Annotated in this window: 13 protein-coding genes; 5 read left to right on the forward strand and 8 right to left on the reverse strand. The window is 63.6% G+C overall.

Annotated elements, in window-relative coordinates:
* Window positions 1-10: 10 nt before the first annotated feature.
* From BM252_RS15650 to BM252_RS15680, 7 genes are all read right to left on the reverse strand, one after another.
* Window positions 11-2836, reverse strand: a complete 2826-nt coding sequence (locus tag BM252_RS15650; protein ID WP_093388606.1) for a type VI secretion system Vgr family protein — start codon at window positions 2834-2836, stop codon at window positions 11-13.
* A gap of 130 nt (window positions 2837-2966) precedes the next feature.
* Complete coding sequence (locus BM252_RS15655) at window positions 2967-4739, reverse strand: type VI lipase adapter Tla3 domain-containing protein (protein ID WP_093388607.1); 1773 nt, start codon at window positions 4737-4739, stop codon at window positions 2967-2969.
* The gene (locus BM252_RS15660; protein ID WP_174900547.1) at window positions 4736-7093 is read right to left on the reverse strand and encodes a T6SS effector phospholipase Tle3 domain-containing protein; all 2358 of its coding nucleotides are present in this window, start codon (window positions 7091-7093) and stop codon (window positions 4736-4738) included. Before BM252_RS15660 ends, BM252_RS15655 begins: the two co-directional genes overlap by 4 nt.
* A 55-nt stretch (window positions 7094-7148) precedes the next feature.
* Window positions 7149-8237 carry a type VI secretion system baseplate subunit TssG gene (tssG, locus tag BM252_RS15665; RefSeq protein WP_093388609.1) on the reverse strand — a complete coding sequence of 363 codons (1089 nt, stop codon included), beginning with the start codon at window positions 8235-8237 and terminating at the stop codon, window positions 7149-7151.
* Complete coding sequence (tssF, locus tag BM252_RS15670; RefSeq protein ID WP_093388610.1) at window positions 8201-10045, reverse strand: type VI secretion system baseplate subunit TssF; 1845 nt, start codon at window positions 10043-10045, stop codon at window positions 8201-8203. Before tssF ends, tssG begins: the two co-directional genes overlap by 37 nt.
* Entirely contained in the window at window positions 10042-10548 is a 507-nt protein-coding gene (gene tssE, locus BM252_RS15675) for a type VI secretion system baseplate subunit TssE (protein WP_093388611.1), read from the reverse strand. Before tssE ends, tssF begins: the two co-directional genes overlap by 4 nt.
* Before the next feature lie 242 nt (window positions 10549-10790).
* Complete coding sequence (locus BM252_RS15680) at window positions 10791-11774, reverse strand: 2-dehydropantoate 2-reductase (protein ID WP_093388612.1); 984 nt, start codon at window positions 11772-11774, stop codon at window positions 10791-10793.
* A gap of 421 nt (window positions 11775-12195) precedes the next feature.
* Between BM252_RS15680 and BM252_RS15685 the strand changes: the two genes are divergently transcribed.
* The 4 genes from BM252_RS15685 (at window position 12196) to BM252_RS15700 (ending at window position 16586) form a co-directional block, all read left to right on the forward strand.
* Window positions 12196-13446 (forward strand): ABC transporter substrate-binding protein, encoded by a 1251-nt coding sequence (locus tag BM252_RS15685; protein WP_093388613.1) that lies wholly within the window; start codon window positions 12196-12198, stop codon window positions 13444-13446.
* Between the two features lie 187 nt (window positions 13447-13633).
* Window positions 13634-14560 (forward strand): carbohydrate ABC transporter permease, encoded by a 927-nt coding sequence (locus BM252_RS15690; RefSeq protein ID WP_245774278.1) that lies wholly within the window; start codon window positions 13634-13636, stop codon window positions 14558-14560.
* Between the two features lie 10 nt (window positions 14561-14570).
* The gene (locus BM252_RS15695) at window positions 14571-15425 is read left to right on the forward strand and encodes a carbohydrate ABC transporter permease (protein WP_093388614.1); all 855 of its coding nucleotides are present in this window, start codon (window positions 14571-14573) and stop codon (window positions 15423-15425) included.
* A 33-nt stretch (window positions 15426-15458) separates the two neighbouring features.
* The gene (locus tag BM252_RS15700) at window positions 15459-16586 is read left to right on the forward strand and encodes an ABC transporter ATP-binding protein (RefSeq protein WP_093388615.1); all 1128 of its coding nucleotides are present in this window, start codon (window positions 15459-15461) and stop codon (window positions 16584-16586) included.
* Window positions 16587-16593: 7 nt separating this feature from the next.
* Here the strand turns inward: BM252_RS15700 and BM252_RS15705 are convergent, their stop codons facing one another.
* A complete protein-coding gene (locus BM252_RS15705) occupies window positions 16594-18072 on the reverse strand; it encodes an aldehyde dehydrogenase family protein (protein WP_093388616.1) in 1479 nt (492 codons plus the stop codon).
* Window positions 18073-18312: 240 nt separating this feature from the next.
* On the opposite strand from BM252_RS15705, the gene BM252_RS15710 reads away from it, so the two are divergent.
* Window positions 18313-19719, forward strand: coding sequence for a cytochrome B6 (locus BM252_RS15710; RefSeq protein WP_093388617.1), 1407 nt, complete (start codon window positions 18313-18315; stop codon window positions 19717-19719).
* Window positions 19720-19737 lie beyond the last annotated feature (18 nt).

Below are 19737 nucleotides of genomic sequence, written 5' to 3' on the forward strand. Positions count from 1 at the left end.
TTCGCTCCTCCTACTTCTTAGGTTCTTGGTCCAGTATCTCGATGGCCACTATATGCATGGCGTCGCTTTTCAGCAGTTCGCTGCCGCCTTTGCTGTCGTTGCGGCCGTTCTTGTCGGCACCGTCGCTCAGTTTGATTTTGTGCGGCAAACCCGGCGCGGGCAGGCCGCCGTCGATGCCAGCGTAGTATCTGGCGGCGAACTTGAGCTCGGTGTCGCCGGCGTCGAATTTAGGTAGCTCGGCGGCCATCGTGGTCGGGCCTTCGAAGACGAAGTCGGGCGCGTGGAACTTCAGCCCGCTGCTGCTGCCGAGGGTGATGCCGCCCGCGCCGATCTTGATGAACGAGCCGTCCTCGGCGATCAGTTCGATCACCTTGGCCATGGCGCTGAGCTTGCCCTCGGTGGCGGTCAGCTTGAGCGTCTTGGCGGAATTGAGTTCGGTGTCGTCGTGCTGGCTTTGGATTAGGAACTTGCCGTAGTGGGCAATGGCCTTGACGCCGTCGTGGTGCGAGAACAGCGAAATGCCCTTGCCGGCGTTGAGGTTGACGCGCTGGCCGGCCGTCATCTGCAGGTGCTGCTGCGCCACGGTGTCGATGTTGCTGGCGGCATAGCTGACGATGGCTTTGGCGCTGGCGAAGCTGACGCCGGCCGGCGCGGTGAGCGCGATGACCGGCGCGCCGCCGTCGCTGCCCTTGGGCGCGGTGTTGCTGCCGTTCTCCCATTTGTCGAACAAGGATTGCAGCTCTTCCTGCTCCTTGCCGTCCTGTGTCATGGCTTGATGCTTCGCAGCGTATTTCCCCAGCGCGCTGAACAGGCTGCCGCAGTCGCGCATCAAGGCGGAATACTCGTCGCGGGCCAGTTGCTTGCCGCTCGTCCCGCCGGCCTTCTCTAGGTGTTTCCAGGTGCTCAGCAACAGGCCCTTGGCCGCGCGTAGGGCGATGTACTCGTCGCTGCGCAATTCGGCGCCTTCGCCCCGGGGCGCGCCGGCGCCGTTGGCGCGCGGTGCGCTGCACCAGCCGAGGTTCAGTTCGCTATGGCCGTGGTCGCTGGCCAACTGTGCGCTGATCTGGCCCGGCGAGTCGTCCAGACACAGCTGGTTGCCGCGCGCGCCACGGATTTCGCGGCTGCGCAGGCCGGACAGGAAGCGCTCGCCGGGCAGACCGCCGTTCCTGCTCAGCGCGGGCGGCGTGGACCGCTTGTTGTACAACTGGCCGACGATGATCGGCTTGTCCGGATCGTTGTTGACGAAGGCGATCAACACCTCCGTGTCGACGCGGGGCAGCCACTGCCCGCCGAACTGGCGCACACTGCCCGGCCCGCCGCCGGCCCAATGCGTCGCCACCCGCACGTTGGCGGAGTCGGCGTCGGTGTCGGAGGCGCCGCTGCCTTGGGCGTGCTCGTGGTCCTCCGGGCGCATGCCGGGAAAGCGCACCTTGACCCGGCCGTACTGGTCGCAAAAGACCTCCTCGTCGCTCGGCCCGACGACCATGGCGCTTTGCATGCGGGCGAACGGCACGTCGACGCGCGGATCGAAGGCTGGCACGATCTTGATGCCGCGCCTGACGCAGGTGAATTGATTGCGATACGGCGTCGGTTCTGCGGCCGCCGCGTCGGTGTCGGCCGCCGCCCAGCCGCTCAGGGCGAACAGCCGGTTGATGCGGGCGTCGAACCGCTTCGGCAGGTTGTTGCGCGCTGTGACGTGCAACGCGGTGACGACGAACTTGCGCTCCTCGTCGCTGTGCCGGTCCAGTTCCGGGTGTCCCTCGATGCTGTTCCATTCGGCGATGCGCAGGTCGCGGATGTTGCTCTCGCCCCGGTAGTGTTTGGCTTCGTAGTCGTGGCGCGCCATGCGGGTGCGGCCCATCGCGGCGTGGTCGCTGTTATCGTCGCCGATGTGGGGTGTTTCGATGCGGTAGTCGTTGAGGAATTCAGCCACCCGGTTGCCACGGGTGCCCTGGTCGACCGTGCCGCGCGCGCCGGTGCGCATGAACTCGGTCGCCATCGGGTCGCCATAGTCCCAGCTGAAACCCTCGACGCTGCCGGGGCGTAGTGAACGCGAGGCGCACCAAGCGGTGATGGCGTCGCGCTTTTCGGTCGCGTCGAGGCGGTGGTAGCGCACGTTGCCGGCCCGGTTCTCCTTCAACTGGTTTTGGTCGCTGAACATGACGAGGGTGTGCATGGGCGGCGTCTCCCGGCCGTCGTCGTCGTCGCTTGTCGCCGGCCTGGCCGGGCCGGCGCGGAAGTACCAGGCGATGCCACGGCGCTTCAACAGCCGCCGCAAGAAAGCGGCGTCCGTCTCCTGGTATTGCATGGTGAATTCCCGCTTGGGATAGGCCTGCTGCCCGAGTTCGAACGCGAGCTCGAAGTCGAAGGCGGCGGCGAGGGTGGGGTTGCCTTGGCGCCATTCGTTGAGCAGAACCTCGATGATGTCGAGCTCGTTCTTGTTCAGGAAGACGCGGGTGTTGGTGCGCAAATCCATCACGCTGAGCGCATCGCTCAGCAACAGTTGATAGGTGGCCAGGCCGCCATCGCTCTGTCCGGCGCTGGCCTCGGTGACGACGCCGCAGACGCTGTGGAGCTCGCCCCGGTCTGTGACGATCTGCAATTCGGCGCCCAGGCCGATGAAGGTCTTGAGCGGGATGCAGGCGTCGCTGGCGACGCACAGAATGCGGTACTCGATGCCGCCACACAGCTGCTCGGCGCCGGAGATGCGCTGTGGCAGCAGGACGTTGTCGGAAATGCCGTCCGCAAACGCCAGGCGCAGACGCAGAGCGCGGTTGCCGGTGTTCAAGCCGTCGCCGGCGGTAATCAAGTCGCCCAGATCGTTGTCGTTTTCCATTTCATCTCCTAGGTTGGGTCATGGCGACGCGCGCGGGCGCGGCGGGTGGACGTCGGCAGCGCCGGCGTGTTGGATACGCGAAAAACTGCAAATTTCCAAGTTGTCGGAAATTGAGCTACCGGCAGAAGCTCTATTTGGATGGTGGGGCGTAGTTGGCGGGATCGATGTCCGGTGAATTCCTGGGCTTGAAGATGTCCCCGCGCGCTTGCTGTTGCGCTTGCCGCTTTTCTTCCGATGGCGGGCTGATGAGGACAATGCTGGCCTCGTGCTGATCGCGCAGGTTGATCGCGGCGCTGACGCCGCCGGCCCGGTAGCTGCCCATCACCCCGATGCCCATCTGCACGAACCAGGTCGCCGCGCCGGTGTTGCCTAGGCGCCGGTCGGTGTTGGTGAACTGGTCGAGTTTTCCGGTGTCGATGCTGGGGCCGCCCAGTTCGGCGAAGTCGTGCAGCATGCCTTCGAGCGCCAGCAACTGATCCACGTTGTTGTTGGTGCCGGCGATGATGCGGGCCGGCGCGGCTGCGCGTTCGGCTTCCGGCAGGGTGAGCAGCGCCTCCTGAAGGCCGGCGAGCAGCGCCTTCCTGCGCTGGTCGAGCTTCGCCAGCGGCTTGCCATGTTCGTCGCTGGTGTTGACGAACACGGGGCGGTGGATGAAGCCCATGGTCGGCAGGCTGTCGAAGGTGGCTAGCTGGAACGTTTCCCACGGCACAGGGAACCAGGGTGTGGGTTTCCAGTCGTATGGAACCCGGTGCTTGATATGGAATGCAAGGTCGCGGTAGCTGCCCGGCTTGTTGCCGCGTAGTTCGGGCCGCGCGGCGAACTTGGCCGCCGCCGTTAGCCATTCGCTGATCGTGGGCTTACGAGCGGCCGTGTTCTCCGGGTCTACCCTTGGGAGCGAATTCTTAAGATCAAGGTAGGCAACAAACAGCCGTCGTGAAATGCCTTCACTATTCTGATACTCGACGCTTTTCTCGTTGCTGACGTCCTCGAACACGAATGGGCGGATTGCATCGACGCGCTCGCGACGGGCGAGCAAAAAGAGCACCGAGGCATCGGGCATGGAGGGAATGAAGTAGCCGTCGTCGGTATTTTTTCTTTTGTAAGCAAACATGTTGCGAACTGTGCTGCTGTCATCTGAGTTGAGCACAACGTAGGGAATGTCGGGGTTTTTGTCAAAAAAATCGAAGACGTCGTCAAGTAGTCTATCGGGTCTTTCCTTCAATTTTACAGACCCGACAACAAAGAGGTGGGATGCCATACCATTCGATTCGGCGCCGGTTGTTAGGCCTGGCGTCGGCGAAAGTGGGGAGTCGGCCAACGCCGGATTTTGAATGGGGGGCTGCGCGTTAAACACGGGGACACCCCAGCAGTCCGGAGACCTCCACGCGCCATTGTCCAAAGTGTCCCCCTCGCGCCCGCCGGTTGTTTGCTCCTTTTCAAGACCTGACCAGGGATACTTGTGGGGATCTTTTTCGCGTATTTCGGAATATGGTGTGCCCTTTTGCAAGACATCCCACAGCTTGCCCTGCCTGTATTTTTCGACCGTCACGCCGAGTCCAATTACTTCTAAGACATACTCGCGGCGCCCTTTTTCGGTACGCGCTTCGGCAAGTCTCTGTTGCGCCAGTTCGTGCTGAACCTTTGCCTGGGCCTGCCGCGTCTGAAATTGCCTTGACGCGCTAACCCAGTGACTGGAGAGCACCACTACAATTGCGAGTGCCGGGACAGCGATCCACCATAGTTTTCTCATTTCCATCTCCGATTGACCTCTTATTAAAGCTCGGAACTCGTCCGTTTCGATAGCAGCGTATGCGGCAAGGAGTATGAGAAAGAGCACGACCGCGCCCTGCAGGTACTTCCAAATGTCCGGCCGCTCGATGGGGGGCTGTGGAACGTTGCTCATTTCCCCTGGCCTTTCCCGACAATGCGGTTTTGATTCAGTGTTTCAGACACAACGGCAACCGGCAGTCCCTTCGGCAACAGCGGCAAGGAAGCCGGCAAAGCACCTGACGAGTAATAGACGGAGTTGCCTTTGATTAGATCTTTACGCCAAGCCGGCTCTGCTTTCCAATAGACTGAGAAGGTGTTCTCGAATTTCTCCCATTCAAGTATGCCTTGGCGTTTTTTCTCGTTTTTTTCAGGCTTTTTTAGTCGCCAGTCCGCCACCGCGCACAAGTAGGCATAGAACAGTGGGTGGGTCGGCGCGTTGCCGCCGCCGATGGCCACGTCGTATGCGGTGACTTGCCGATGGTTTTCCCTGCCGCCGTAGATGGCGCCGTGAAACGAGCGGGGAACGGCTGCGTGTTGCCAGCGTCGGCGGGCCTCGATGCCTGTCTCGCTGCGCAGGATCAACAGCTTGATAGGGCGGATGGGACGCCGGGACATGGCGCCTTCCATGCACAGGTACACTTTGAAGACTTCGCAATGCTGGTCGGCTGGTTTGTTTCGGTTTAGTTCTTCCATCACCGTGTGTTCGTAGCCCATGGCCTGCGCCACGTATCCCTTGTAGAGCTGGGGACACTGGCTGGAAGCCGCCTCATCTCGTTGGCTGAAGTCCGCTTTGTGGGTCGGGTCGGCGATGCAATCCCATACCTGATTGACGCCATACTTGCTGGTGGATGCAATGGCGGCGTCGATGGGGTCGACCTGCTCGCGGGCGCCTGGGCGACCTTGGTCGTCGGCTTGGGCGCCTTCGACCATGCTGGCGAGTACCGGTTTTGGCAGGGCTTCGCCGTTGATGCGGCGTAGATTGAAGCGTGCTTTTTCGTCCGGCGACGCCGCGCTAGAGGCATCGCTCGGTATGGGCAGGCGACCCCGGATGACATTCTTGCTAGCCCAGCTGTCGCTTTCGGCCGTATGCGCCTGGTCGTCCTCGCCCTGGCCGCGTAGCGCGAAGTCGTTCGGCGCGTTTTTCTGCCCAATGAGTACGCGAGCGCCGTTGTGGAAGTCCGGGCGCCTTTTCATGGTGAAGACCCGTTGAAGGAAGGACTTTCCCAGCTCGCTTATGGGCTTGCGAACAATCTCCTCCGAAGTCTCGTACATCAGGCCGGTATCCATCCACTCGCCGTCGTCGTTTCTCCCCATTAATGGCTTGGTGGTAATTCTCGAGCCGCGTTGATAGTCCGGAACGCCCTGCCAGCCGATGCCTTGCACGTTGGACAGGGCCACGGTCATGTCTTCCGGGGAAAAATAGAGGTAGACTTTGCCGCGGTTGTCGCGGTCCCTGCCGGCCTCCCACTTGCCACCCACGACGCCGAAGTGTTTTTCCGTGTCGGGGAGTTCGGCCAGTGTTGGCGTGGCGTGTTTGTGCCGTTCCACTCCCTTGACGATGTTGACCAAGGTGGTCAGCCGCGCGTTCAGTGTTTGCACTCCGTCGATGTCGGCATAGTGGCCGTGCATCGCCGCGTCTTCCCCGGAGAGATAGTCGACCGCGTTTGTCAGCTTTGGAATCTTGTCTAGCAGGCTGTACGGTGGATTGCACAACACCAGGGTGTCGGCCGGCCGCGCGTTCGCCTGCTTGGCGAGGAAGGCCGGGTCGAGCAGGAATGCCTGCGCCAGGAGACTGAGCATGCAACCCTGGCTGTGGGCGACAATGGAAACGGTTTCGTCGGCGTCGTAGTCGCGGATCATGGTGATCAGGGCGGCCAGCCGCCGCGCCGCCAGGATCATGTACAGGCGCCCGGGGTTGTCCATGATCGGATGGGTTGCATCCTTCTGGGCTTTGTCTAGCCCCCCCTTTAAGCCAGATTTTCCGCGATTCCACATGTCGGGTAGGGTGCTGGTGGCGTTGGCGAATGGCCCGCCTCCCTTGGAATAGTCCTTGTCGAGACGGTTGCCATTTCGATCCAGCGCCTGGCCGTGTTTGGTTCTCGAGCCATGCACGGCATTGTTCGTGACTTCGCGAAAGCCCCAGTAGAAGGGAATGACCGGACTGTGCGTTGCCTCGGTCACCTTACGTTTGAAGAAGACCGCGTCGGGGTCGTCCTCCACCTTCTCCCTGTCCGCGACGGTCGGATTCGAATACTTCGCCGGGGTGAGCTGGCCGCACAGGCGTTCGGCCAGCCCCGCGCACAGGCCGGATTCGACGGCTTCGTAGCTGGTGCCGACGTCGTTGACACCATGTACCAGAATGATCGAGCCGGGCAGGTTGTGGCGGACCTCAACGATCTTGTCCTTGAGCGGCTTCGCCACGTGGATGCCGGTTCCATTGCCGCGCGCGAAGGGGATTTTTTCATAGATGCTCTTCGAGTTCGCCATGTTCCGCTCCTTCAATTTTTGGGTCCATTGTCGTCGGCCGCGCCCACGCTGCGGCTTAGACATCCAGCTTGAAGACAATGTCGTCGCGATCCTTGGTGGACGGTTGCGTCACCAGGAAGGCGCCCAAGCCCAGCCTTGAGTTGCACTGGTCTCCCAGGGCGACCGGCAGAACGTCGGCGGCGCGCAACACCAGGCACATGTCGAATTCGACGGAGGGAAGGGGGAACAAGGCCAGCAGCTTTTCGACCGTCCGACGGTTCTCGCCGCCCGGCAGGAACCGGTCGAAGTCGGCCCTGGATAGCGGGCCGACGCGCAGGCGGACGCGGAACTGGCGGTCCCAGCGTCGCGTGCCGAGTATGACGCCTTCCCCGAGGACGTGGTTTTGGACGCCGAGCTTGAAAATGTCCTTGTCGGCCAAATTGTCCCAGCAGCCGACGAACTGTTCGACCTGTATCGGCAGGGCGAAGTACTCGCTCAGCACGCCCGCGATGACGCGGGGCGACACCGGCCGGTGCCGCAGCACGGCCGCGTAGTGGGCGATGAACTCATCCTCGATAATGCTGTCGTCCCGCGCCGCCTCTTCCTCTGCCGCCGGCAGCTTTGACGGGCGGCGAACACCCGCCAGCGCCAGTTGCATCGGCAGCAGTACGTCCCGGCCTTGCGCGTCGAGGCGATAGTGGATGCGGTACTTGGCCCAGGCTTGATAGTGCAGATTGAGAAGCCGGTTGGAGAAGATGTCGAAGAAGGCGCGCGCGCCCTCGAATTTTTTGATGAGGATTTGGCTGGCGATGCCGTCCGTGTAGTGGTTGGGCATGACGCCGTTGACGCCGAAGAAGCCGAGGTAGGCGGGCGTGATGGACAGCTGGTAAAGCTGCCCGCCGGCCAACGCCGATTGCAGATCCTGGTCCGTGTCGATGTCGATCTCGCCGACCGCCGACAGGCTTTCGATCTGGCTGGCGGGGAAGTTCATCGACACGCTGTTGCGGAAGCGCACATGGCGGGGCAGGGCCGCTTCGTGGGCGATGCCGTTTCGTCGCAGCCATAGATCGAGCATGCGCAACGATTGAATGAGGTCAAAACGGTGGGGCTGGTCCAGCAGGCGCTGGATTACGCTATGGTGCTGTCGCCGCTGCGGGGATTGCATCGTGCTATCTCCTTTCCTGTCGCCGTCGAGAAGACGATTAGTTGGGTAAAGCTGTTCAGGTCGGCATACAGCCCTAGAAAGCGGTCCATTACTTGGATGAAGGAATGGAGGCCGCTGCCGACGAAGGCGTCCTCGTCGATGGTGAGGTGGACTTCGATGCCGCTCACCCGCCCGCCGCCGTGCGCGTCCTTCAGCCAGACGCGCGTGCGCCGGTACGCCAGACCGACGATGCCTTTGATCTGGTGCTGTTGAACGGCCGACTGGGGCAGGTTGTGCAAGGTCAGCATCTCGGTGAATGCGTCCAAATCCTGTTGCACGAGCGAGTGGTGGTTGAGCGCCAGAAGCGAGATCAGCCGCCAATGGGCTTCCGCCGGGAAGCGATAGGTGGGCGTTGGTTTGCGCAGCAGGCGGATCGGGTAGTTGGCCGGGGCGCGTTCAAGTTTCAAGTCGCCGTTTGCCTGCCCCACCCGCAGCGAGTTGGGCAAATCCCGGTTGGTGCAAGTGAGCTCGGCGGAAATGGTCGCCGTCTCTAGGGCCAAGGGATTGAGGTCGATGTCGGTCAGGGCGATATGCGTTTCATACCCGGGGCTGGTCTGGGCGATGATGCTGTCGCGGCGAGTATGCCAATAGTGCCCCTTGCGGTCGCCCGCCAGGCCGTGGCGCATCGAGTAATAGGGATAAAACTGCGTGACCGTGCTGCCTTTCGGCGTGTCGCGCACGACATGGACCGCGTCGACGCTATGGATCTCGAAGGCTGCGGCCTGCTCCGCGCTGGCAATCAAGGGGTATTCGGCTTTCGTCTGCGTCAGGTCGATTGGCGACGCCGCCCGTTTGAACAGGTTGACGACGGGCGTGCAGGACAGCAGGAGATTCTTGTTCGATAGTGGCTTGAGGACGCGGGCGATGTCCGAATCGGCGCCGATACCGACGATTGCCAGGTGCAGTGTCAATTGTTGACTGTCGGGCGGGAGTTCCTTCCGGATGGATGCTAGATCGATGTCGATGAAGTTGAATTTTGCCGGATAGGTAAAGTACTCGCTAATGAGGCGATAGGCGGGGTGCGATGTTGCCTTGAAGGGGATGAGGGCCTCGTCGTCCGCGTAGCCAGCACTCGCAAGAGGGCTGCCTTTCAATGGATGCCACTGGCCGTCGTCGTTCGCTTCAACATAGGCGCGCACGGCCCGCATCATCAAGGTGTCCTGCAGCGTTGCGCGCAGGGACGGATCGCCATCGATGAAGACCCGCAGTGATGGCAGGGCGAGCCGATCCAGCGGGAGCGTGGCGCAAGTGCCTTCGATCACGATGTCGATCAAGGTGCTTGCCTCGACGGGCAGGCGAAGCGCCGGTGGCGCCCGGAAGTGCGTGAAAAATTCCGCCCTTGATATGATCATCGGCGCTATCGTTACCGGATACGTCGTGCGGAACTGGCAGATGACGTTCTTGTGTTCGAGCGAGTTCAGGAGTGCGCCGCGCGGAATCGTCGTTACGGTACTCATGGTCTTGGTATCGGCGCCGTCGTAGTCGACGCGGGCGATCGAGGTCGATGGAAACGGCCGCGTGTAGTGCGGATAATTCACATTCAGCAGAGTATCTGTGAATTGAGGGTAGCTATCCTCGAGTTGTTGCAGGATGCGCGCGCCCATCATCACGAGCGCTTCGATAATACGCAGTACGCTGGGGTCTTCGCAGACGCCGTCGATGATGCCAAGCACAGAAGCCAGTTGGGGATACTGCTCGGCAAACTCGCGAATCAAGAGCGCGACGTTGCTGTGTTCGCGCTCGTAGAAAGGTAGAATGTCCTTGCTCATGGCCGCTCCAATCGCTTGGCTGTACCGCGAACATCGGGTTTGACGGAGTAACGAAGGGATGAGGGCTGGAGCATCGCGTTGAATTCAATGCGGTCGAAAGGACGCGCTTTCAGTTTTCCGGAAATCACGAAATCGATGCGGTTGGTCGAGCTTTGTTCGATGAATATGTCGACCTGCACGTGCGTCAAGCGGGGTTCGAAGCGGGCGATGGCGGTGTTTACATGACGGCAAATAGCCTTCCTGTCCTCGGCGCTGGTGGTGCAAAACGCGGCGAAGTCGATCAGACCGTAGTTGAAAATGGACTTGCGACATCTGGGGTAGAAGGCGAGCCTGTCGGTGGGGATGGCTACGCGGGTGTTGAGCAAGTCTTCTAGATCGTGCGCAACCGAGGCTTTGAGTTGTTCAAAACTCTGCTGAATGATGGGGATATGTTGAGATTCGGACTCGCCAGCCGCCATCAGGCGATGCCATAGGCTGGGCAAAAAAACTTCTTCCTTTGCCATATTGTTTCTCCGTTGGATTTACTGACGAGAAAGCAAGCTGGCAAGCCGTGACGGGCTGGTGTGGACGCCGCTTGAACGCCCATTATTCGGTAAGCGCCAAGCGGCATATTGCGGTTACACAATGAGCTTCAGATACGGCCGATCCTAGTCTGCCCTGGCGCGGCGCACATCAAGTTTCAGACCTGCGACGGCCAGAATCGCCAATAGCATTTTGACCGTTGGGTTGCCGTGGGGGCATACTCCTAAGCGGCCGGATACAGCCCCCGTCCGCGCGCGAACAAACGCGCCAGGCCGAACAGCGCGTCGATGTTGGGCGTGGCCACGCCGACGCGCTGGCCGATCTCGCGCACGGCGCCGACGATGCTGTCGAGCTCGATGGCGCGGCCGGCTTCGACGTCCTGCAGCATCGAGGTCTTGAAGCCGCCCAGCTTGCGCGTGACCAGGTGGCGCTCCTCCGGCGTTTGCAGCACGGCGCAGCCGATGCGCTCGCCGACGACGGCCGCCTCGCGCATGGCGGCGGAGCAGAAGTTGCGCACCAGCTCGTCGTCCTGCAGGCGGTCGGTGGTGGCGCCGGTCATGGCCGAGACGGGGTTGATGGTCATGTTGCCCCACAACTTGTACCAGATGTCGTAGCGCACCCGGGGCGACAGCGTGACGTCGAAGCCGGCGTGGCGGAACAGCTCGCACACGGCCTGCGCGCGCGCCGACTCGCCGCCGGCCGGCTCGCCGATGATCAGGCCCTGGCCCATCTTGTGCGCCACCACGCCCGGTTCGGTGGTGGCGGTGCTGGCGTGCACCACGCAGCCGAGCACGGCGGCGAGGGGGATCGCCGCCGCCGCGCGGCCGCCGGGGTCGACGCTGTCCAAAGGCGCATCGCCGAGCGCCGCGACGCCGCTGCCGAACCACCAGGGCACGCCGTTCATGGCCGGCAGCACGATGGTCTGCGGGCCGAGCAGGGGAGCGATGTCGGCGACGACGGAGGCCAGCGCCGGGCCCTTGACGGCGATCACCACCAGATCCTGCGGACCGAGTTCGGCGGCGCGCTCGGCGGCGCGCGCCGGCACTTGCAGCAGGGCGCCGTTTTGCTGCAGACGCCAGCCGTGCTCGCGCAGGGCGGCCAAGGTGGCGCCGCGCGCCAAGGTGCTGAGCTCGCAGGCGCCGGCCGCCGCCAGCCGCGCGCCGAGAAATCCGCCGATGGCGCCGGCGCCGATGATGCATACCTTCATGTTGAAACTCCGCAGCTGCTTAGGAGCCGCGATATTGCCTGCGAAGCGGCGCCGATTCAAGTGTCTTGAGTGACAAATCGTCAACTTCGGGCAAATGGGCCGCAAGTGCGTCGATTCGCCGAACGGTCGAGGCGGCGTCACCATCGCGCCGGCGCCGGCCTGGTCGCCCATGTAATTTTTCGTAAGGATATCTTGCGTAGTGTTGCTGGTCGGGGCAGGCGGCGTGGCGGCCGACGGGCCGCAAAGCCCGTCGTGGCGCGGGCCATACCACTTGCGCGTAAAGAATTGTAAGCCGCCAGCTTGTGGTAAAGAAATCTAGCGAATCTGCCAAGATTCGGTGTTACGATTCAAAAACACGCCGAGCTCAGGCGATGCTTCCGACAGAGAAGCGATTCCGCGTTTCGATACAAGGAGACAAGCAATGAAGCTGCACAGGACCCTAGGCCATGCACTGCTGTTGACGTTGTTGTCCGCCGGCGCCGCCCGCGCCGGCAATCTGCTCATCGAAAGTTGGCGGGTCGACGACAAGGCCCTGTGGGAGACGGTGCTGATTCCCGCCTTCGAAAAAACGCATCCCGGCATCAAGGTCAAGTTCTCGCCGACCGCGCCGACCGAATACGATTCCTCCTTGGCGGCCCGGCTGGCCGGCGGCACCGCCGGCGACCTGATGGCCTGCCGTCCCTTCGACGTCTCGCTGGCGCTGTACAAGAAGGGCCATCTGGACAAGCTCGACGGCAAGCCGGGTATGCAGAACTTCCCCAACATCGCCTTGCTGGCCTGGCAGACCGACGACGCCAAGGACACCTTCTGCATGCCGATCGCCTCGGTGATCCACGGCTTCCTCTACAACAAAAAAATCTTCAAGCAGCTGAACCTGCAGCCGCCCAAGACCGAGGCGGAGTTCTTCAGCGTGCTCGACGCGATCAAGAAGACCGGCAACATCGCGCCGCTGGCGCTGGGCACGGCCGACCAGTGGGAGTCCAGCCAGATCGTCTTCACCAGCATCGGGCCGAACTACTGGCACGGCGAGGACGGCCGCATGTCGCTGATCGCCGGCAAGGCCAAGTTCACCGATCCGGCCTTCGTCGGCGCGCTGGAGTACGAGGCCAAGCTGGGCACCTATCTGGCCAAGGGCGCCAGCGCACAGACCTACGGCGACAGCCAGAACCAGTTCGCGCTGGGGCGGGCGGCGATTTATCCGGCCGGCTCCTGGGACATCTCCTACTTCAACCAGACTTCCGGCCTGGAGCTGGGCGCCTTTCCGCCGCCGGTCAAGCGCGCCACGGACAAGTGCTACATCTCCGACCACATGGACATCGGCATGGGCGTCAACACGCGCTCGAAGAACAAGGCCGACGCCTACACCTTCCTGAGCTGGGTCGGCTCGGCCGAGTTCGCCGACATCTACACCAACCGCGTCACCGGTTTCTTCTCGCTGTCCAAGCATCCGGTCAAGGTGCGCGATCCGCTGGCCAAGCAGATGGTCGACTGGCGCGCCAGCTGCGCCTCGACCATCCGGGTCAATTCGCAGGTGCTCAACCGGGGCCAGCCGAGCATGGAGAACGAGCTGTGGAACATCAACGCCCAGGTGTTGAACGGCAAGCTGGCGCCGAAGGACGCGGCGGCCAAGCTGCAAAACGGATTTGCCAAGTGGTATAAGCCACCGCAATAAAGAAAACGCCTCCTCCTCCTCGGCGTTTGTTGTGCCGGCGTCGCCCAGGCGCCGGCATTTTTTTACCCCACCCCACCCCGATCCGCCACGGTCGGGGTCTGACCCCGCGGGGTCAGACCCCTGGCTTGCGGGGGAAGGGCCGGCATCACGCCGGTCGTTGCAAGACCGCGTTTTTTTGGAGATTCCTGTGCAACCTGCCGACCGCAACATCGGCCGCTGGCAACTGGCGGCTTTCCTGGCGCCGGCCTTGCTGATCTATGCGCTGTTCAGCGCGCTGCCGTTGGTCGATACCTTGCGCCAGGGCTTCTTCAGCAGCGACGACGCCGGCCGCCAGACCTTCGCCGGCCTGGCCAACTTCCGCACCGTGCTGTTCGACGCCGATTGGTCGATGGCGTTCTGGAACGCGATGCGCAACAACCTGCTGTTCTTCGCCATCCACATGTTGCTGCAAAATCCCATCGGCCTGCTGCTGGCCACCTTGTTCAGCTTGAAGGGCCTGCGCGGCGCGCGCACCTACCGCACCTTAATTTTTCTGCCGACCTTGTTGTCGGTGGTGATCATCGGCTTCATCTGGCAGCTGATCCTGTCGCCGCTGTGGGGCGTCGGCGAGCGCCTGCTGGGCACGGTGGGCGCGGCCGGCCTGTTCCAACCGTGGCTGGGGCAGGAGGGCACGGCGCTGGCGACGCTGGCGCTGATTTCGGTGTGGCAGTACATCGGCATTCCGACCATGCTGATCTACGCGGCGCTGCTGGCGGTGCCGGAGGAGATCGTCGAGGCGGCCCACGTCGAGGGCGCCGGCGCGCTGCGCATCTTTTGGGACATCAAGCTGCCGCTGATTTATCCAACCTTGGGGCTGGTGACCATCCTGACCTTCGTCGCCAACTTCAACGCCTTCGACCTGATCTATTCCGTCAAGGGCGCGCTGGCCGGCCCCAACTACGCCTCCGACATCCTCGGCACCTTGTTCTATCGCACCTTCTTCGGCTACCAGGCCCAGGTCGGCAACGCCAACATGGGCGCGGCGGTGGCCACGCTGATGTTCCTGGTGATACTGCTCGGTGTCGGCGCGTATTTTGTTGGTGTGCAGCGGCGGCTGAGCCGCTACGCGCTGTGAGGAGGGCGGCATGACACCTTCGTCCGAGTCCGCGCTGCTGCGGCCCGATCTGGGCCGGCTGGCGGTGCATATCGTGCTGCTGGCCTACACCGCGCTGGCGCTGTTCCCCATTGCGCTGATCCTGATCAATTCGCTCAAGTCGCGCGCCGCCATCTTCGACGATCCGCTGGCGCTGCCCAGCGCCGCCACGCTGTCGCTGGTGGGCTTTCAGAAGGTGCTGTCGGCGACCAACTTCCTTCTGTTCTACGGCAACAGCCTGGTGGTCACGCTGGGTTCGCTGTTGTTGATCGTGCTGTTCGGCGCGATGGCGGCCTGGGCCTTGTCGGAATACTCCTTCCGTGGCAACCGCCTGCTGGCGCTGTTCCTAGCGCTGGGCATCATGATTCCCATTCGGCTGGGCACGGTGTCCATTCTGGAACTGATGGTCGCGCTGAACTTGACCAATACCTTGCTGGCGCTGGTGCTGGTGTACACGGCACAGGGCTTGCCGCTGGCGGTGATGATACTCACCGAGTTCATGCGCCAGGTGCCGGGCGAATTGAAGGACGCGGCGCGCTGCGACGGCGTCGGCGAGTTCAAGATCTTCTTCCAGGTGATCCTGCCGCTGGTCCGCCCGGCCATCGCCACCGTCGCCGTGTTCACCATGATCCCGGCCTGGAACGATCTGTGGTTCCCGCTGATCCTGGCGCCGTCCGAGCACACGCAGACCGTCACCTTGGGCGTGCAGCAGTTCATCGGCCAGTACGCGACGGACTGGAGTTCGGTGCTGGCAGCCTTGTCGTTGGCGGTGTTGCCGATGCTGTTGATGTACGCGATCTTTTCGCGCCAGCTGATCCGTGGCCTGACGGCCGGCGCGGTCAAGTAATCCAAGGGCAAGTGCAAAACAAAGGAAGGCAAGATGGCTAGTGTGAGTCTGAGGCAATTGCGTAAATCGTATGACGGCAAGACCGACGTGCTGGCCGGCATCGACCTGGACATCGGCCACGGCGAGTTCGTCGTGCTGGTCGGGCCTTCGGGCTGCGGCAAGTCGACCCTGTTGCGCATGCTGTGCGGCCTGGAGCGGATCAGCGGCGGCAGCATGTTGATCGACGGCCGCGAGGTCAACCATCTGCCGCCGGCCGAGCGCGGCATCGCCATGGTGTTCCAGAGCTACGCGCTGTATCCGCACATGACGGTGTTCAAGAACATGGCCTTCGGCCTGAAGGTGGCGGGCGAGGGCAAGGCCGCCATCGCGGCGCGGGTGGGCAAGGCGGCGGAGATTTTGAAAATTGGCCATTTGCTGGAGCGGCTGCCGCGCGAGCTGTCCGGCGGCCAGCGGCAGCGCGTGGCGATCGGCCGCGCCATCGTGCGCGAGCCGCAGTTGTTTTTGTTCGATGAGCCGCTGTCGAACCTGGACGCGGCGCTGCGGGTGCAGACCCGGTTGGAGATCGCCAAGCTGCAACGCCAGTTGGGCGCCACCACCGTTTATGTGACCCACGATCAGGTCGAGGCGATGACCTTGGGCGACAAGATCGTCGTCATGCACGAGGGCAGGGTGCAGCAGGCCGGCTCGCCGCTGGAGTTGTACCAGCAGCCGGCCAACCGTTTCGTGGCCGGCTTCATCGGCGCGCCGACGATGAATTTTTTCGCCGGCAAGGTGGTCGAGGCGGCGGCGGACGGCGTGTTGGTGGCGCTGGAGCAGGGCGGCCAGGTGCGCGCGCTGGTCGACGGCAGCGGCCTGCGCGCCGGCGACGCGGTCAGCCTGGGCCTGCGCGCCGAGCATGCCGTGCCGGACGGCCAGGCGTCGCAGCGCTTCGCCGGCACGGTCAGCGTGGTCGAGCATTTGGGCGAGACCAACTACGTCTACCTGAGCATGGCCGACGGGCAGGACGTGGTGATACGCAGCGACGCCAATCTGGCGCTGCGGCTGGGCCAGCCGCTGGCCTTCGCCGCCGACAGCCAGGCCTTCCACCTGTTCGACGCGGACGGCCGCGCCGCCCGCCGCCTGCGTCCCGGCAACATGGTGGCGACCAGCCGCGAGGGCTAAGCCCTGCTTACAGCATCGGCAGGCGCAGCATGTCGACGATCTTGCGGATCAGCAGGTTGCGGTTCTTCGTGTAGGGCGGGAAGAACAGCTTGATCAGCATCAGCGGCGAGGCGCGCAGCACGCCGCGCTCGTGCGAGAAGGTCTTGAAGCCATATTCGCCGTGGGCGTTGCCGATGCCCGAATTGTTGACGCCGCCGAAGGGGAGGTTGCCGTGGGCGAAGTGGGCGACGCAGTGGTTGACGCAGGCGCCACCCGAGCTGGTCTGTTGCAGCACCTGGTCGATATGCGCCTGGCGCTTGCTCCACACGTACAGCGCCAACGGCTTGGGCCCGGCGTTGATGGTGGCGATGACCTCGTCCAAGGACTCGTAGGCGATGATCGGCAACAGCGGGCCGAAAATCTCCTCCTGCATGATCGCCGCGCCGGTCGGGATCTGGTCGAGCAGGGTGGGGGCGATGTAGCATTGCTGCAGGTCCACCTCGCCGCCGCAGCGCAGCACGGCGCCCTGCGCCAAGGCGTCGCTGAGCAGCCCGGCGACGCGCTGGGTGTGGCGGCCGTTGACGATGCGGGTCAGGTCGGGGCTGCGCTTCTGCTCGGCCGCGCTGGCGCCGTAGCGCGCCGCCAGCACGCTGTTGCAGGCGGCGACAAAGGCCTCCTTGACCGAGGCGTGGACGTAGACGTGGTCGGGCGCCACGCAGGTCTGGCCGTTGTTGAGGAACTTGCCCCACATGATGGTTTCCGCCGCCAGGCCCAGGTTGGCGCTCTGCTCGACGATGGTCGGCGACTTGCCGCCCAGCTCCAAGGTCACGCTGGTCAAATGGCGCGCGGCGGCGGCCATCACCAGCTTGCCGACGTTGGGCGAGCCGGTGAAGAAGATGTGGTCGAAGGGCAGCTCGAGCAGGGCCTGCGAGGTCGGCTGGCTGCCTTGGAACAAGGCCACCTCGTCCGGCGGGAAGACGGCGGCGATGATCTCGGCCAGCACGGCCGACACCGCCGGCGTCATTTCCGACGGTTTGATGATGACCGTGTTGCCGGCCGCCAGGGCCGACACCAGCGGGCCGAAGCACAGGCTCAGCGGATAGTTCCACGGCGCGACGATCAGCACGCGGCCGCGCGGCTGGTATTGCACCGAGGCGTAGGTGCCCAGCATGGTGGTGGTCGGCCAGTGGCGGCGCGGCTTCATCCAGCGCTTCAGCGCGCCCAGCACCTGGCGGATCTCCTCCATCACCGGCAACAGCTCGGTGGCCTCGACCTCGGCCGGCGGCTTGTGGTAGTCCTGGGCGAAGGCGGTGTAAAGCGCCTCGCGCCGCGCCATCATGGCGTCGCGCAGACGCTTGATGCGGGCGATGCGCTCGGCCGCGCTGGAGCCGCGCCAGCGCAGCGCGGTGGCGCGCTGGGCGGCGAAGGCTTGCTGGATCAGGCGCGGATCGGCCTCGCCGTCGCTATGCGGATGCAAGGCCGTCACTGGCTGTTGTTGTTCGTTCATAAAGCTCGTCCCCCGTATTGGATCAGCTAGCCTAGCACGAGTGCCCGTGCTATTTTTACATGATTGCTCTAATTTGCACGGCGCCGCCCGTCCGGCGCCAATGGCTATTGACATAGTCGTCGCGATGGCCGCTGCGGTGGCGTTTGTGCTGGCGCAATGCCGGCCGGCTCAACGGTTGAGTAGGCGGACTGGTCTGTTTTAATGAGCGGTGGGTCGTATCAATCGGACAAGGAGACGCACATGAAATTCGCAAAAACCGCCCTGGGGGTTGCCGTCGCAACGCTGGTCGCGCTGGCGCCGGCGCTGGTGCGCACGCAGGAGGCGCCGGCCGCCAAGCCGGGCAAGCCGTCGAGCTACAGCCCGGTGGTGATCCGCGAGGACTTCGCCGTCACACTGGCGCGTATGAAGGCGGCGCGCGCCGGCCTGATGCGGCGCCAGCAGGAGTTGCTGGCCGAGCGCTACGACCTGGCCGACCGGCCCAGCGGCGCGACCATGTTCCGTGGCAAGCCGGTGCAGGGCGGCGTGCGCGTGCGCCTGCCGCGCGGCGTGACGTGGGAGCAGCTGGCGGCGCTGACGCCCGAGCAGGTGCGCGAGCGCGACCTGTTTCCCGGCGGTTTGCTGCCGTTGCCGCATCCGCACCAGGCCGAGGGTGGCATGCTGTTCCCCCACTTCGAGATCGAGGAGATCAAGCGGCAGGAGGGCCGCGATTTGACCCGCTTCGATTTGGACTTCGACCTGCCCGACCATTTCCTGCCGGAGTTCCCGGCGCCGATCTTCCTGACCACGCGGCCCGACCTGGGCGACGTGTCGAAGGGCAAGCTGCTGAGCATCGACAACTATTACGAGATGTTCAACGGCGTGCTCAACCCCAAGCAGATCGAGGGCCTGCGTCTGCTGCTGACGCCGTTCCCGCAGCAGCAGTTCAACCAGACCGAGGACAGGCGCAGCGAGCGGCCCAGCCGTGGCGTGGCCTGCTTCGACTGCCACGCCAACGGCCACAGCAACGGCGCCACCCACCTGGTGGGCGACATCCGGCCGCAGGAGTTCCGCCACCGCATCGAGACGCCGAGCCTGCGCGGCGTCAACATCCAGCGCCTGTTCGGCTCGCAAAGGGCGCTCAAGTCGGTCGAGGACTTCACCGAGTTCGAGCAGCGCGCCGCCTACTTCGACGGCGATCCGGTGATCGCCACCAAGAAGGGCGTCAACATCTTGGAACGCGGCAGCCAGGTGCATTTCATGGCCGAGGTGCAGGAGATTTTAGACTTTCCGCCGGCGCCCAAGCTGACGGTGATGGGCAAGCTCGACCCGAAGAAGGCCAGCGAGAGCGAGCTGCGCGGCCAGACCGTGTTCTTCGGCAAGGGCCAGTGCTTCACCTGCCACGCGCCGCCCTACTACACGGACAACCTGATGCACAACCTGAAGGCGGAGCGTTTCTACAAGCCGCGCCTGATCAACGGCATCATGGCCTCGGCCGACGGGCCGATCAAGACCTTCCCGCTGCGCGGCATCAAGGAGTCGCCGCCGTATCTGCACGACGGCCGCCTGTTGACGCTGGAGGACACGGTGGAGTTTTTCAACCTGATCCTGGAAACCAAGTTGAGCGACAAAGAAAAAGGCGACCTGGTCGCCTTCATGCGCACGCTGTAGCGTGACTTTGTCGACGGC

Source organism: Rugamonas rubra (assembly GCF_900114705.1).
GTDB classification, from domain to species: domain Bacteria; phylum Pseudomonadota; class Gammaproteobacteria; order Burkholderiales; family Burkholderiaceae_D; genus Rugamonas; species Rugamonas rubra.